Raw genomic sequence first — 15686 nt, 5'->3', positions numbered from 1 at the left:
TACTAGAGATTTTTAATCTTAAAATCTCGTTCATTTTGACGACGAACATCTTTTTTGGCAATATCTTGTCTCTTATCATGAAGTTTCTTACCTCTTGCTAAACCAATTTCCATCTTAACCAAACTATCTTTTATATAAACCTTCAGCGGAACAATTGTCATTCCCTTAGTGGAAATAGCGCCGAGTAGCTTAGTTATCTGCTTTTTATGAAGCAAAAGTTTTCTAGTTCTAAGAGGCTCCTTGTTAAAAATATTGCCTTTTTCGTATGGATTGATGTGCATGTTAAAGACAAATGCTTCGCCGTTTTGAATGCGAATAAAGCTCTCTTTAATAGATCCACTTCCACACCTAATTGATTTGACTTCTGTACCGACAAGAACCATTCCTGCTTCATATGTCTCGTCAATAAAATAATCGTGGTAAGCTTTTTTATTCTGTGCTATCAACTTGTACGCACCTGTTTTTCCCATCAATATCACTCCCTACTTTGCTCAGTCTATCATAGCAGCAAATTAAATTCAAGGGTCAATTATATATCTTCTGAAGGAATTTTTTCTAAAATTGACATTTTACTTTGCTCATTTAGAAAAAGTTTATAATAATTAGTAATTTCTGGATATTGATTTATGAATAATACAAACTGCTCTATTTGATTTAGAGCACTATCGCTGAAACATTGCTGCATGGACTCTTTTTCTAATTCAATATTTTGTGTTATTTGTAGAATATCTAAAAAATTATATAGCAATCGATCTTTTGAAATAATGTATCTCGCTATTTGCTCGCCTCGCGGCGTAATTTGTATTGGTTGATATGTTGTATATTGTATATAGTTTTGATAATGCAACCTCTGGGCTGCCTGTATTGATTTTTTAATAGGTATATTCATCTTTTTAGCAATCTTCAAACAACTAATTTCTATGTTCTCTTCTTTCATTTTATAGATTTCTACCAAATACGCTTGCAAACTGATTGATATCATCAAATTTTCTCCTTTCTTTATTTTATAAATTCATATGCAATACCGGCTTGGATAAATTCATATCACCTTGTATTAACTATTCATGTATGTTACAGTTAATTAAAATTTATACAAAGGAGTTTTTTTATGGCAGAAATTGTACTATTTAGCGACAGTTCATGTGATTTATTTCCAAATATTATCAAGGAATATCCTATAAATCTTATTCCCTTTTATGTTAGTTTCGAAAGCGAAATATATTTAAAAGCAAATGAAGAAATTTCACTACAAGAATTTTATAAAAAGCTTCGCGTTCCACACACTTTTCCAAAAACTTCTCTTCCTTCTATCAACGACTATTGCGAACACTTTAGACCAGTATTAGCGGCTGGAAATGCTGTAATATGTTTATGTCTTTCTAGTAAATTTAGCGGTTCTTATGCAGCTGCAGTGAATGCCAAAGACATTTTGCTAGACGAATTTCCTAATGCCAAAATAGAGATAATCGACTCCGAAGCTGCCACAGGACAACAGGGCTTGATCGTCTTAGAGACCGCAATGATGATTAAAGACGGTCTCAGCTTTGAGGAAGTTGCTCGCGTTGCCAAATTAATACGCGCAGATTCTCGTATCTTTTTTTATGTAGACACTTTAGAATATTTAGAAAAAGGCGGACGCATTGGCAAGGTTTCAGCTTTTCTTGGAGGAATGTTAAATATCAAACCTGTCATTTGCCTCAAAGAAGGAGAGTTATTTCCGATTGCCAAAGTTCGTGGCAAAAAAAAGGCAGCCGAAAAAGTAGCTGCTAGCCTCGCCGAATATATTGCCGGGCGCGAGGACCAATTTAACTATGCAATTGCGCATGCTGATGCGGCAGAAGATTTAAGGCATCTAGAAGATATCATATTAAATAAGCTCAATATACCACTTATGTATGATGATATGGAAATCGGAACTACAATAGGAGTCTATACCGGTCCTGATGTTTGCGGAACCGCTTGTGTGCCAAAGTATCAGCAATATCTTAAACACTAACAATTTTAGAAACCGTAAAAGGGGGTGAGCAATCTAATCTACATCCCTTTTACATGTTCATTATCACTTATGAATTTTTGTGTAGATAGCTCACTGCTTGTAACGCCGCTGTTGTTCCCTGCCCTACTGCTTTAGCAACCTGAAACGGTCTGCCCGTACAATCTCCGGCGGCATAGACACCCTTCAAATTTGTTTCCATATATTGGTTGACTTTTATCGCTTTATCTACGATTTCTATCCCTTGCAATAGCTGAGTTGTAGGTACTGTATCTTTTATGATAAACACACCATTCACATTTAACTCTTCATTATCTTTTAGTTTTAATGTTTTAACAGTCTCTTCACCTTCTATTGCAACAGGCTTATCGTGAATAACTTCAACTCTAGAATCAACTTTTTCAGTTTTTTTATGCAAAGGAACGTAATAGACTTTCTCACAAACCTCTGCTAAATAATTTACATCTTCTTCTGCTGCTTCGCTATCTCCAACCAACACTGCCGTTTTTCCTCTATATAGAGGTCCATCACATGTAGCGCAGTAGCTCACGCCTCTTCCCAAAAATTCAGTTTCACCTTCTATGGCTTTTTCATTAACTATCCCATTGGCCAAAATAATCGTCTTGGCATCGATAAACTCATTTTCTACATTTAGAGTAAAATAGTCATCCATTTGAAAAATTTGTATAACTCTTCCGCTATGAAATTGAACGCCCATTTCCTTGGCATGCTCAACGAACTTACGAATCATTTCTTCTCCGCTTATACCTGGCATTCCAAGGTAGTTATCAATTTTTTCAGCTTTTCGCAAATAGCTCGATTTTTCGGGATCAGTTCCAAAGACCTTAACTTCTTTATTTCTAATTACTCCATTAATTGCAGCAGACAACCCAGCTGGCCCACTGCCAATAATTGCTATATCTAGCATACGCACCTCCGTAGTTCATAATACCTCTTAGTGTTTCTAAATATTACTAATTTATACAGATGCTATAGTCTCTTATTTTTTCTTCTTCTTATTTGCAACTTCTATATTAACTTTTCGACCCTTAAATTTCTTTTTAGGCAACACAGCAATAAGCTCATCAACATATTTAGCCGGCACTTCTAAAAATGAAAACTTATCTAGCATATCGATTTTGCCAATTTCCTTGCCAGATACAGAAGTATTGCTTGCGACAAATTTTACTAATTGCGAGCTTTCTAGCTTATCCTTATTTCCTAGATTAATAAATAGACGCTTATATCCTTTTTCGTTGTATCCATACGTTGTTGTTTTTTTATCTTCGTGTTCCAAATCTGCAAGCTTCACTCTAGGATTCGATCCCGTCACCATTTTTTTCATAGCTACATTTAAAAACGCTGCCGCAACTTCAGTGCTTGTGATATCCAATTCTTCGCATTCTGCGTTAAGTTCTTGTGCAATCTGAGTTATAAACGCTAGATTTGTTGTAATCTTTCCTTCTTTAATTTCCTCTTTAATTTCGTCTAAAATCGAATTAACTTTGTTTCCTTTTATGTCATCCATTGTTGGAATAGTAATTTTGGTAATTTTGGAATTAGTATAGCGTTCAATCTGGCGAAGCTTATATATTTCTTTGCCACATACAAAGCTATATGATGTGCCTTTTCGATTTGCTCTACCTGTTCTACCTATTCTGTGAACATAGTATTCGTCATCAATTGGAAGGTCATAGTTAAATACCGCATCTACGTCATCGATATCAATTCCGCGCGCTGCAACGTCGGTTGCAATGAGTATATCTACTATTCCTCGTCTAAACTTGTTCATTACACTATCTCTATGAATTTGCTTCATATCTCCATGTAGAGCTTCGGCTTTATATCCTCTACTCATTAGGTCTTTGCATAGGTCATCCACTCGCTTTTTGGTGTTGCAGAAAACTAGCATCAGCTTAAAGTTATTCGAATCTATTAACCTTGCCAACACTTCAGACTTTTTCTTTTCGTTTACATCTAGATAATGCTGAGAAATTGTTTTCACAGTCACTTGTTTTTTTGTAGTATTTATTTTAACGGCATTGGTTTGATATTTATTTGCAATCTCCATTATGGCTTTTGGTAATGTCGCAGAAAATAATAAAAATTGTCTATTCTCTGGAATCGATTCCAAGATTGTATCAATATCTTCTCTAAAGCCCATATTTAGCATCTCATCCGCTTCGTCGAGCACCAACATTTTAAGTGCTCCAAGCTTTAATGTTTTTCTTCTCATATGATCCATAACGCGTCCTGGTGTTCCAACAACAATTTGCGGACGTCGACGCAACCCGGCCAATTGTTTTTCGATAGACTCTCCACCATAAACTGCTAAAATTCCAATATCCTTTTTGTGGGCACAAATTTTCTTCATTTCAGTTGCAATTTGAACGGCTAATTCTCTTGTTGGACAAAGCACAAGAACTTGAACTGCCTCAACAGAAGCATCTATGTTTTGAATTGCTGGTATTGCAAATGCACAAGTTTTTCCAGTTCCTGTTGGTGCTTGCGCTATTATATCTTTTCCCTCTATTGCATATGGAATTGCTTCTTCCTGAATGGGTGTAGTATGTTGAAATCCTAGATCTTTGATAGCCTTCTTAATTTCTTTGATAATTGGTAATTCTTCAAATAATTTCGTATTAATAATAATTGCCTCTTTCTATATAATTTTTTACGGCGATATATTTGGGAGAACAAAATCATCTCCCTATTAATTATTTCGATTCATCACATTTTCAACTTCCAATAATTATGATAAACCTACTTTATAACCTTGCCATATTATCACAATTTCATACCAAAAACAAGTAAAAACTTAATATTTTAAGTTAATCACCCGCAATAAAATAAAAGTACCCCCTATATTTCGGAGTACTTTTGCTTTTCATATACTAATTTATCGCAGCTTTCAGAACCTCTATCTTATCAGTTTTTTCCCAAGGAATATCAATATCGTGTCTACCAAAATGTCCATATGTCGCAGTTTGTTTGTAGATCGGTCTTCTAAGATCTAACATCTTAATAATACCATTTGGCGTTAGATCAAAATTTGCCTTTACTATTTCCGCCAACCTATCATCCTCGATTATACCAGTGCCATGAGTATTTACTAGCAGTGAAACTGGGTTTGCAACGCCAATTGCATATGCTATTTCTATTTCACACTTTGTCGCTAGCTCCGCAGCTACTATGTTCTTTGCAATATATCTGGCCGCATATGCTCCCGAGCGATCTACTTTTGTTGGATCTTTTCCAGAGAACGCACCGCCTCCATGAGATGCGTATCCTCCATAGGTATCCACAATAATTTTGCGCCCAGTAAGCCCCGCATCTCCAACCGGACCACCAATTACAAATCTGCCAGTCGGATTGATATAATATTTTGTATTTTCATCTAGTAACTTTGCCGGAATTACTTTCATAATCACTTCTTCTAAAATATCCTTATGAATTTGTTCATTTGAAACATCTTCTGCGTGCTGACTAGAAACAACCACGGTATCAACTCGCACAGGTACTCCATCATGATATTCTACCGAAACCTGAGCTTTTCCATCGGGTCTCAAATACGCAAGGGTTCTGCGCTTTCTAACTTCTGTCAGTCTTTTGGTCAGTCTATGCGCAAGAGCGATAGGCAATGGCATAAACTCTTCGGTTTCATTACATGCATATCCAAACATCATTCCTTGGTCTCCAGCACCTATTTGATCATCCGCCTCCAGTGCACTATCCACTCCCATTGCTATATCTCTAGATTGCTCATCAAGCGAAACTAATACTCCGCAAGTATTCCCATCAAATCCATATTCTGGCTTGTTATATCCTATTTCCTTTATAGTATTTCTGGCAATTTTATTAATATCTATATAGCAGTTGGTTGTAATTTCACCCATTACAAGAACCAGTCCTGTAGTAACCGCTGTTTCGCAAGCAACACGTGCGTTTTTATCTTTTTCATAAATAGCATCTAACACCGCATCCGAAATTTGGTCCGCTATTTTATCTGGATGCCCTTCTGTTACCGATTCTGATGTAAAAAATTTAATTTGCATTTTATCCTCCAAGTCATAAGTTTAATCCTCTTAAGCAAATACTATTTTAGCACTCTCACAAATAGTGTCAAGGAAGTCAATTAAAATAATAGTTTTTCATAAAGATTCCCTTGAATTTTTCTAAAATGTGCAGTTATAATGTTTATCTGAAAGGCGGTAATCTATGGATAGTTTAATATTGATAGAAGAAGAAACATACTTGCAATATGTCCTTAATTTTTTGGACACCGAAATCAGCTTTATCACAAATTTATTAACAGAAAATAAAGAAACCTTGCTAGAGATTCGCAAAGAAATGTGGGAAGAAGGAATGACTTCTCTAGAAGAAGAAGAACGCTCGATAGAAATTGGGCAATATTTAAATACAGAAATGGTAGAAACTTCCAAATATAAGCATAAAACAGCGAACTTGCTTAAATATGAAAAAATGCGTGACTCTCCATATTTTGGACGTGTCGACTTTCTAGAAGATGGCGAATATGATCCAGAAAAAGTTTATATTGGTTATCACAATTTGATGAATGACGATACTCTCGAAATGCTTGTATATGATTGGAGAGCTCCTATTTCCTCTATTTTTTATAATGGTGACCTAGGCAGAATTAGCTATCAAGCCCCTGTTGGGCAAATCTCTGGCAAAACCCTATTAAAACGCCAGTACAAAGTCGAGCATCGCAAACTTAAATATTTTTTTGATAGCGAAACGGCTATAACCGATAGTGTTCTTCAAATAGCACTCTCTTCTAACGTCTCCGAAAAAATGAAAAACATCGTTCAAACTATTCAAAAAGAGCAAAATGACATCATTCGCAATATGGAAAATGACTTGCTAATAGTCCAAGGGGTGGCAGGATCTGGAAAAACATCTATTGCTATGCACCGAATTGCCTACTTGTTATACAATCAGCGCGACTCCGGTTTTAACGAAAATAACATCTTAATTATATCTCCTAATAGCTTGTTTGGCGAATACATTTCTGGAGTATTGCCAGAACTTGGTGAAAAGAATGTTCGAAGCCATACTGTCGAAGAGCTATTTCACAAAGAATTTGGCTCCGGCCTGCAAATGGAATCAAAGCATCGTCAGCTAGAACTTATGATTTCGTCTACTAAAAATCGCGATAAGCTTCGTGAGGAAATTAATTTTAAAGGCAGCTTTGAGTTTATCAAAATATTAGACAGATTTTTGGCTTGGTATGAAGAAAAAGGCGCTCCGTTACCAGATATTATTTATGAAGGCAATTTAATTATGGAATCAGCCGAATTTGTGGCTCACATTCTTGATAACCAAATTAATGTGCCTTTAGGTCGCCGGCTCAACCGCGTCTTTACTATGGTTAAAGATAGAATCAAACCATTTGAGCAAATTAAGCTAACAGAAATTGCAGAGCAACTGATCGAAGAAGGTGGTTTCGATTATGAAGAAGAAGCCGAATCAAGACGCCGTATAGATGTAATTCGCGAGCAATTTTTTAACCAAATTTCGGCATTTATGAAAAATAATTATCTTGAGATATACAAAATGTTTTTACAGAAGTTTCATGAATTTGTACGCAAGGAGCGGCTACCACAAAATATTGCTCACATACTCAGCAAAACGCGCAATAGGATAGAAAATTCCCAAATTAGCTATATGGACGGCTCTATCTTGCTATATATGCGCCTTATTTTGGATGGGACCAAAAACTATGCTACACTCAAACAAATCGTAATAGATGAGGCTCAAGATTATTATCCTATACACTTTAAGATTTTTTCGTTAATGTTTAAGAAAAAGAGATATACCATATTGGGAGACTTTGGCCAAACTATCGAAAAAACTGCCACTGCCGCTATATACGACGATGCTCTCAAAATTTTAAAGCCAAAAAACCCCACTCAGATTGCACTCACTAAAAGCTATAGAAGCTCCTACGAAATTAACGCTTTTATCTCTAAGATTCGCGGAGAAGATGAGCCAAACCTTGCCTTTATGCGCAACGAACGAGATGTTGAAATCTTTGGCGCAACTACTACCGCAGATCTTAATGAACTATTAATTAAACGAGTTGAACAATACAGACATGAATTTAATAAAATTGCAATCATATGTAAAGATAAAAACTCTGTACTTGCTCTTCAAGAAACAGTAGGCAAAAAATTAAACGCACAGTTTATTACCAAAGACGATATTTTATTAAAAAATCATGTTCTGGTTATGCCCACATATATGGTAAAGGGATTAGAGTATGACGCAGTAGTGATCTATGACGCTTCTGTTCAAAATTATCAAAGCATTTTTGATAAGCAACTACTATACATTGCCTGCTCACGAGCACTGCACAGACTAGATGTGCTATATCTTGGAAAACTTACAAAATTTATCCATTAATATATTGGCCCTTCTCAAATTCTATAGAAGGGCTTTTTGCCAATTATAAGTAATTCTGCTTGTAATTAAATTCTACTTATGATATTTTAATAAAAATAAACCAAAACGGGAAGGATATTAGTATGAGTGAAATTGAAATTTATTGTGATGGAGGATGTCGCGGCAATCACGTCAAAAACAATATTGGCGCTTGGGGCGTTGTTCTTATTTATAAAGGCATTATTAAAGAAATTAGTGGAGGTGCCATCAACACTACCAACAACAAAATGGAATTAACTGCAGCAATTGTTGGGCTTTCTTCTATCAAAAACAAAGACGTTCCCACAAAGGTATATTTAGACAGCGCTTATGTTCTTAATGGCATCACCAATTGGATATATGGATGGCGTAAAAATGGCTTTAAGGATTCTAAAAAACAACCTGTTAAAAATAGAGAGCTCTGGGAAGATCTATACAATTTGAAATGTAAATTTAAAAATATAGACTTTATTAAAGTTAAAGGTCATAGCAGCAATGCAGGCAACAACCGCGCTGATGAACTCTGCAATATTGAAATGGATAAATTGATTAAGGAGTGAGTTATGAAAAAGATATATTTGATAGGTGGCTTAATTTTAGGATATGCGCTTGCTGAACCATATATACAAAGGATTAAAAAATATAAAATTGTTAGCAATCAAATTCCACCGAATTTTCACAATTATAAAATAGCATTTTTGGCTGATATACACTACGGGCGCACTATAAATGCAAAATCTCTTACAAAAATAGTTAATCGAGTTAATAACTGGAATCCCGACTTAATTATTTTGGGTGGGGATTATGTAATGATGCGAGAACACATTTATCCATGTTTTAAAATACTATCAACTCTAAAATCAAAGCAAGGCATCTACGCGGTCATCGGCAATCATGATGTTATGGAAAGTCTTCACGATACGCGAAATGCCATGCACAAGTATAATATAAAATCTATAAATAACGCAGCATATTGGATTGAAAAAGGAGATCAACGCATAAAATTAGGAGGAGTAGGAGATCTTCGAACTCAAAGACAACTCATCGAGCCCACTGTATCTGACACTACTATAAATGATTACATTATTTTGGTAACTCATAATCCTCGATATATTTATCAACTCAAAGAAGAATATGATATCAGTTTGGTATTGGCTGGGCACACACACGGCGGGCAAATTTCTGCACTAAAATATCTTGGCAAAATTGTACCCCCAGTCATAGATCAAGCTGCAGCATTCACATACCTCAGCGGAAAAACAAATAAGAATGCACAAGATGTTATCGTAAGCAATGGCATAGGCACCGCCAAGTTTCCTATTCGAATTTTAACTTGGCCCGAAACCATTTTTATTACGTTAAAATCTGAGAATATAAATCAGAATGGCAATACTTAGTATTGTCTGCTTATCAATCTAAAATGGAGAAATTTTATGAAAAAGATATTTAGTATATTTATATTCTTAATCGTATTTTCTGGCTGTATTCACACCGCAGAGTCATCGCCTTCTTCTAGCAGATCCGAACTCTCGGCCCCAGCCAATTCAACTCCTTCTGCAACTCAAAAAACTCCTACAGTTGCAGAAGTAATTACAATCAATCTCTCAAGCTTTATTCCACAAGAAACTGCATTCGGAAAAACATACCTAGAACAAATCAGCTTATTTGAAAAAAAGTATCCCCACGTCAAAATATCTCATCACTACGAAACCTCTGCAAACTTTTTAGCTGACATTGTTCTTAGCTTTAGAATGAACGAAGAGCCAGACATAGCCTATCTGCCACTAAGCTTAATTAATAACAATATCGCTGTTGAGAAAATCGTTAACGTTACAGATTTACAAGCGGCGTCACCCCAATATGCTGCCAATATTCCTGCATCTTCCCTACTAGCTAGCGATAAAGTTGATGATTTTTTTGTTGGAATACCAATTAATGGATACTATTCTGGCTTATATTATAATGCTAATTTATTTGAAGAAATGAACATACCTGTACCCAAATCATATGCGGAATTTTTGATAGCTGCACAAATGCTCCGAGAAGCCGGATTTCATATAATTACAGCGTCATTAGCGTATGATCCTATTCTTGTGTTTGAGCAACTGTTATTATCTGACCAAAGCACACAAGGTACCCAAACTTCTAGTGCCTCCCAAGACAAAAGTATTTTGATACAAACCGGTGATACGTTTTTAGATTTGCTATCCACACAAGTGTTTGATCAGCAATCTTTAGTGAATACCCCTCCAGAAGCGCAAACTCAATTTTTTGAAGGAGAAGTTGCGATGCTTATCGAAGGAAATTATCTACAAAGCCTCGATGACTACCCAAGCTTTGCACGAATGATTCCTTTTCCATTTGAGCATGGAATCAATACACAATATATTGGCAAATTTGATACCGGTCTCATAGTTTCTCAAAAGGGTTTTACAGATCCCGCAAAGCAAGCCATGATAGTTGAATTTATAAATTTTATGTCCTCTAACGCAAGTCTCGAACTTTATAAATTAGCCACTGCCGGAATCAGCCCCACCGATTTAAACAAACCAATGTATACTCCTTCTCCATTTGCACACAAGCCTTTGGAACTGCGTAAAGACATCTTGCTTAATATTTCTCAATGGCTAACAGAGTTATCATCCGAAGCAAATTTTTCTGCAACAGAATGAATTTTATAATTTTTCTTTAAGTTTTTAAAATTTTTTTTAAAAACCAATTGATTATTTCGTAAAAACGTTGTAATATTAGTTTATGAAAAATATGGTTTTTTAGGAGAGAAACGTATCATGACAAAACAATTGCGCCTTCTTAGTATATTTGGAACAAGACCAGAAGCAATAAAAATGGCTCCCTTAATCAAAGCACTAGAAAAAGATGATGCAATCGAAAGTTTAATCTGTTTAACTGCACAACACCGAGAAATGTTAGATCAAGTCATGCAAATTTTTAATATCGAGGCAGATTACGATTTAAATATTATGACTCCTGGTCAAACTCTCACAGATTTAACTGCCAAAATACTAATTAGATTACCAGAAATATTAGACCAAGCCCGTCCAGATATAGTATTAGTCCATGGAGATACTACTACTTCATTTGCAGCGTCTCTTGCCGCATTTTATAAACAAATTAAAGTAGGACATGTTGAAGCGGGGCTTAGATCTTATAACAAATACGAACCCTTTCCCGAAGAGGTAAATCGTCAATTAACCAGAGTATTAGCGGATTTACACTTTGCTCCTACTGTTGCATCTAAAAATAATTTGTTAGCAGAAAATGTTAATAAAGATTGTATATTTGTTACAGGCAATACGGTTATAGACGTCTTACAAACTACTATCGAAAAAAATTATATTTTTGATGAACCCATTTTAAACTCAATCGACTATACCGCCAAAAAAGTGATTGTTGTAACAGCGCACCGCAGAGAAAACTTTGGTGTTCCCATAAAAAACATATGTTTTTCACTCAAAACTATTAAGGAAATTTATGGTAATGTCGAAATAGTATATGTTGTCCACAAAAATCCAAATGTTTCCCAAGTTGCAAACGAAATCCTAGGCCACGTTTCTGGTGTGTATCTTATACCACCTCTCAACTTGAAGGATATGCATAATCTTTTAGCTCTATCATATCTGGTATTAACAGACTCCGGGGGATTACAAGAAGAAGTTCCGTCTCTTGGCAAGCCTGTTCTGGTTCTTAGAAATGTAACCGAGCGACTAGAAGGTGTGGATGCTGGTACACTCAAAATAATTGGCACAAACAGACAAGATATTATACAAAACACTTCTGAATTATTAGAAAACGAAACTGAATACAAAAAAATGACTTCTGCAAACAATCCATTTGGAGACGGAAAAGCCTCTTGTAGAATTGTTGAGGCAATCAAATTTTGCTTTGGTCTAAAAAATGAGCGTATAAAAGAATATTTATAGCACATATTAGTATTAGTTGAATGGAGGAGCTATGAGTAACAAAAAAGGTATTTTAACCGCATTTGCTCTTGTGTCACAGCTGGGCTTTACAATGATTATACCAATCTTTTTATGTTTTTTTGTTGGAATATTCTTAGACAGAATCACAAATTTGAGCCCTCTATTTCTAATAATCTCAATCTTTCTTGGTGTTGGAGCGGCTTTTAGAAACATGTTTTTTATCATACTGCGAGAGACCAAAAAAGGAGCTAAAAAATGAACGACAGATTTACTTATTCACTAATAGCATATGCCGTGGCAGTTGGAGCAGTCGGGTTATTACTGGGAGCTGGTATATATTACCTTTTCGGAATAATTATCGGCACTCTGCTAAGCATTTATAAAATTTACTCAATAAAAAATTCCTTAAATAGAGCCGTAGGTTTAAGCGAGGATAAAGCAGTTACATATTCTCAGAGGCAATATTTAGTTCGATATATATTGACGGGGGCAATTTTTCTCGTCGCTGCATTTATAGGAGTTCAAACTCTACTAGGCGTTTTTATAGCATTGCTAGGTATGAAGTTTGCAGCCTACATGGAACTATTTAAACGCAAATAATTGGCATCACAACCATTATGGTTTTTTGCATATACATTATCACCACTTTTAACAGAAAGGAGATAGAGGATGGACGAACAATTAGATTTTGGTATCCACATGCTTATCCCTTTGTTCCAAACTGACAATGGAGACGTGTTCGGCTTTACAACAACACACGTGAATACTTGGATTATCATGGCGATACTCACAATCTTCGGTTTTTATGTTAAGAAAAAAGTTGAAGCATTTACAATAGTGCCAGAAACAAAGTTTCAAGTTGCCATTGAATCTATCGTAAGTATGTTCGAGTCTTTCACAATGAGTACCATGGGCGAAAAGAACAAAGGCTTTTCTCATTTCTACGGCCCAATGTTTTTGTTTATATTATTCGCCAACCTGTCGGGGTTGATATTGCTTAGACCGCCAACAGCTGATATTGCAACAACGTTTGCATTATCTTTAACAACGTTTTTTATGGTTCAACTATATGGTATTAAATCTAAAGGCATCGGATATTACAAAGAATTATTTCAGCCGATTCCACTGCTATTCCCATTAAATGTTGTAGGAGAGCTTGCTAACCCTATTTCATTAAGCTTCCGTTTATTCGGAAATATTTTGGGAGGTACCATAATCATGGGTCTATATTATGCTATGATCCCTTGGTTTGGACTTATCGGAATACCATCTATACTGCATATGTACTTTGATGTTTTTGCAGGAACGCTACAAACTTTAATTTTTGTAATGCTAAGTATGACTTTTGTGTCAAGTGCAATGGAATAAACTCGAGGAGGAGAAGAGATGAACATATTAGAAATAATGTTCGGCTGGATGGCAACTGTTGATCCCAAAGCTCTCGTCCTTGGGGCAAGTGCAATAGGCGCAGGTCTTGCTATGATTGCTGGAATCGGACCTGGAATTGGTCAGGGCTTTGCGGCCGGAAAAGCTGCCGAGGCCATGGGCAAAAATCCAGAGCATGGTGGAAAGCCGGCAACGCTGGTTATGTTGCTAGGCGCCGCTGTTGCTGAGACATCTGGTATATTTTCGCTTGTAGTTGCAATAATTATGCTATTTGCTAATCCGCTTGTTGCTAGAACAGATGTTGCCATTATATTAGCGGCATGCTCTTTGGGGGCAGGGCTTGCGATGATCGCTGGTATTGGACCTGGAATTGGTCAAGGTTATGCCGCTGGAAAAGCCGCTGAAGCCGTGGGTAAGCGTCCTAAACTTCAAAGCGCAATAGTTAGAACAATGTTATTAGGGCAAGCCGTTGCTCAAACAACTGGAATTTATGCTTTAATCATTGCTTTATTATTATTATTTGTAGATTTATTTTAATTAAAACAGAATAAACAGGAGGAATTTAAAATGGAAATCGATGGAAAAGCACTAGTACTCGCTTGCTCTGCAATCGGAGCAGGTCTTGCAATGATCGCAGGTATTGGACCTGGTATTGGTCAAGGTTATGCCGCTGGAAAAGGAGCCGAGGCAGTAGGTCGCCAACCAGAAGCTCAATCAGATGTAGTTAGAACTATGTTACTCGGTGCCGCTGTTGCTGAAACAACTGGTATCTATGGATTAATTGTTGCAATCATTTTATTATTTGCAAACCCATTAGTATCACAAGTATAAGATAGTATAGTTGCACTCAGAAAGGAGGCGCCTAACTTGAGCAAAATTATAGAATTCTCATTGCCAACAGCTTGGGAATGGATATGGCAAGTACTTGCTCTTTTATTAATTATATGGATTCTAAAAAAGCTTATGTTTCAACCTGTTACAGACTTTTTGGAAAAACGTAGAGAATTGATAGCAAACGATGTTCAAGCTGCTGCCGATGTAAAAACTGCGGCAAATCAATTAAAAGAAGAGTATGATAGCAAAATTAAAAATATTAACGATGAATCTGATAGAATTTTAACTAAGGCAAGACAAAAAGCGATCGATCGTGAAACTCAAATTATTGAGGAAGCAAAAGAAGAAGCTGCTGCGATCAAAACCAAAGCAAAGCACGATACCGAACTTGAGCTCGAAAAAGTACGTGCTGAAATGAAAGATGAGATGATAAGCGTTGCCGCATTGATGGCTTCTAAGTTCGTTAAATCTGAACTTACGTCAGAAAAGCAAGAAGAGCTTATCACAGAAATTATCGGTGAGATGGGGGATGTCTCATGGCTTTAGTAACAACCAGATATGCAACGGCTCTATTTGACCTTGCTTCTGAAAAAGGCCAAGTAGGCGAATACCAAGAGGAAGCCGAAGGATTATTGGAAATTTTATCCAACGAATCCGATTTTATAGCAATCTTGGAGCATCCAAGCATTTTGCTAGACGAAAAACTTAATCTCGTTAAAGAAGTATTTGAAGGTAATGCTAGCGACGATTTTGTAGGTCTTATGCACTTATGCGTAAAGAAAGGTCGTCAAAATCTTATCATCGACATTCTCCAAAAGTTTGTTGAAATGGCCAAAGTAGACCAGGGTTATGTAACAGCAACTGTAACCAGCTCTGTGCCATTAGCCGATGAGAAGCTAACACAAATTAAGTCTAACTTAGAAAATCAGACTGGCAAGAAAATTGACCTTAGCACCGCTATCGATCAATCTCTGCTGGGCGGAATGATTATACGTGTTGGCGACAAAGTTGTTGACGGAAGCATCAAGGGTCAAATGGAAACTCTCAAGACTAGCCTTCTTAATATAAGGCTGGCCTAAACTTAAACA

The 15686-nt window shown here is 36.2% G+C and carries 18 protein-coding genes and 1 pseudogene; 14 read left to right on the top strand and 5 right to left on the bottom strand.

From position 1 onward, the window contains the following. Positions 1-2: 2 nt before the first annotated feature. Complete coding sequence (smpB, locus tag PCY70_RS10460; protein WP_010166740.1) at positions 3-470, bottom strand: SsrA-binding protein SmpB; 468 nt, start codon at positions 468-470, stop codon at positions 3-5. 59 nt (positions 471-529) lie between these two features. Continuing rightward, positions 530-982 (bottom strand): metal-dependent transcriptional regulator, encoded by a 453-nt coding sequence (locus tag PCY70_RS10455; RefSeq protein ID WP_305767308.1) that lies wholly within the window; start codon positions 980-982, stop codon positions 530-532. Between the two features lie 126 nt (positions 983-1108). Here PCY70_RS10455 and PCY70_RS10450 point away from each other — a divergent pair, with 126 nt between their 5' ends. Further along, entirely contained in the window at positions 1109-1996 is an 888-nt protein-coding gene (locus PCY70_RS10450) for a DegV family protein (protein WP_305767307.1), read from the top strand. Positions 1997-2063: 67 nt separating this feature from the next. On the opposite strand, the gene PCY70_RS10445 is transcribed toward PCY70_RS10450, so the two are convergent. The 3 genes from PCY70_RS10445 to metK form a co-directional block, all read right to left on the bottom strand. Then, on the bottom strand, positions 2064-2921 hold the full coding sequence (locus PCY70_RS10445) for an NAD(P)/FAD-dependent oxidoreductase (protein ID WP_010166743.1): 858 nt from the start codon (positions 2919-2921) through the stop codon (positions 2064-2066). A gap of 72 nt (positions 2922-2993) precedes the next feature. Beyond that, entirely contained in the window at positions 2994-4640 is a 1647-nt protein-coding gene (locus PCY70_RS10440; protein ID WP_416387543.1) for a DEAD/DEAH box helicase, read from the bottom strand. Between the two features lie 247 nt (positions 4641-4887). Further along, positions 4888-6048 carry a methionine adenosyltransferase gene (gene metK / locus PCY70_RS10435; RefSeq protein WP_305767306.1) on the bottom strand — a complete coding sequence of 387 codons (1161 nt, stop codon included), beginning with the start codon at positions 6046-6048 and terminating at the stop codon, positions 4888-4890. 163 nt (positions 6049-6211) lie between these two features. Here metK and PCY70_RS10430 point away from each other — a divergent pair, with 163 nt between their 5' ends. From PCY70_RS10430 to PCY70_RS10375, 13 genes and pseudogenes are all read left to right on the top strand, one after another. Continuing rightward, positions 6212-8419 carry a HelD family protein gene (locus tag PCY70_RS10430; protein ID WP_305767305.1) on the top strand — a complete coding sequence of 736 codons (2208 nt, stop codon included), beginning with the start codon at positions 6212-6214 and terminating at the stop codon, positions 8417-8419. Positions 8420-8541: 122 nt separating this feature from the next. After that, positions 8542-8997 carry a ribonuclease H family protein gene (locus tag PCY70_RS10425; protein ID WP_029487919.1) on the top strand — a complete coding sequence of 152 codons (456 nt, stop codon included), beginning with the start codon at positions 8542-8544 and terminating at the stop codon, positions 8995-8997. A gap of 3 nt (positions 8998-9000) precedes the next feature. Then, positions 9001-9834, top strand: a complete 834-nt coding sequence (locus PCY70_RS10420; RefSeq protein WP_029487920.1) for a metallophosphoesterase — start codon at positions 9001-9003, stop codon at positions 9832-9834. Between the two features lie 36 nt (positions 9835-9870). Next, entirely contained in the window at positions 9871-11109 is a 1239-nt protein-coding gene (locus PCY70_RS10415; protein ID WP_305767304.1) for an ABC transporter substrate-binding protein, read from the top strand. 117 nt (positions 11110-11226) lie between these two features. Then, entirely contained in the window at positions 11227-12378 is a 1152-nt protein-coding gene (gene wecB, locus PCY70_RS10410) for a non-hydrolyzing UDP-N-acetylglucosamine 2-epimerase (protein WP_305767303.1), read from the top strand. A gap of 31 nt (positions 12379-12409) precedes the next feature. Next, entirely contained in the window at positions 12410-12637 is a 228-nt protein-coding gene (locus PCY70_RS10405; protein WP_010166751.1) for an AtpZ/AtpI family protein, read from the top strand. After that, entirely contained in the window at positions 12634-12978 is a 345-nt protein-coding gene (locus PCY70_RS10400; protein ID WP_305767302.1) for an ATP synthase subunit I, read from the top strand. The genes PCY70_RS10405 and PCY70_RS10400 overlap by 4 nt, the downstream gene beginning before the upstream one ends. Before the next feature lie 69 nt (positions 12979-13047). After that, on the top strand, positions 13048-13746 hold the full coding sequence (gene atpB, locus PCY70_RS10395; RefSeq protein ID WP_010166753.1) for a F0F1 ATP synthase subunit A: 699 nt from the start codon (positions 13048-13050) through the stop codon (positions 13744-13746). An 18-nt stretch (positions 13747-13764) separates the two neighbouring features. Further along, positions 13765-14019, top strand: a pseudogene (locus tag PCY70_RS13830) (ATP synthase Fo subunit C); the annotation flags it as partial. A gap of 9 nt (positions 14020-14028) precedes the next feature. Beyond that, positions 14029-14301 (top strand): ATP synthase F0 subunit C, encoded by a 273-nt coding sequence (gene atpE, locus PCY70_RS13825; protein ID WP_465221475.1) that lies wholly within the window; start codon positions 14029-14031, stop codon positions 14299-14301. A 30-nt stretch (positions 14302-14331) separates the two neighbouring features. After that, positions 14332-14595 (top strand): ATP synthase F0 subunit C, encoded by a 264-nt coding sequence (gene atpE, locus PCY70_RS10385; RefSeq protein WP_010166757.1) that lies wholly within the window; start codon positions 14332-14334, stop codon positions 14593-14595. A gap of 36 nt (positions 14596-14631) precedes the next feature. Continuing rightward, the gene (gene atpF, locus PCY70_RS10380) at positions 14632-15144 is read left to right on the top strand and encodes a F0F1 ATP synthase subunit B (protein ID WP_010166759.1); all 513 of its coding nucleotides are present in this window, start codon (positions 14632-14634) and stop codon (positions 15142-15144) included. Next, positions 15135-15677 (top strand): F0F1 ATP synthase subunit delta, encoded by a 543-nt coding sequence (locus PCY70_RS10375; RefSeq protein ID WP_305767301.1) that lies wholly within the window; start codon positions 15135-15137, stop codon positions 15675-15677. The genes atpF and PCY70_RS10375 overlap by 10 nt, the downstream gene beginning before the upstream one ends. The last annotated feature ends 9 nt before the right edge of the window (positions 15678-15686 follow it).

This window comes from Candidatus Epulonipiscium viviparus, assembly GCF_030708075.1.
GTDB classification, from domain to species: domain Bacteria; phylum Bacillota; class Clostridia; order Lachnospirales; family Cellulosilyticaceae; genus Epulonipiscioides; species Epulonipiscioides viviparus.
The sequence above is the reverse complement of the archived record's forward strand: the minus strand, read 5'-3'. Positions and strand labels throughout refer to the sequence as shown.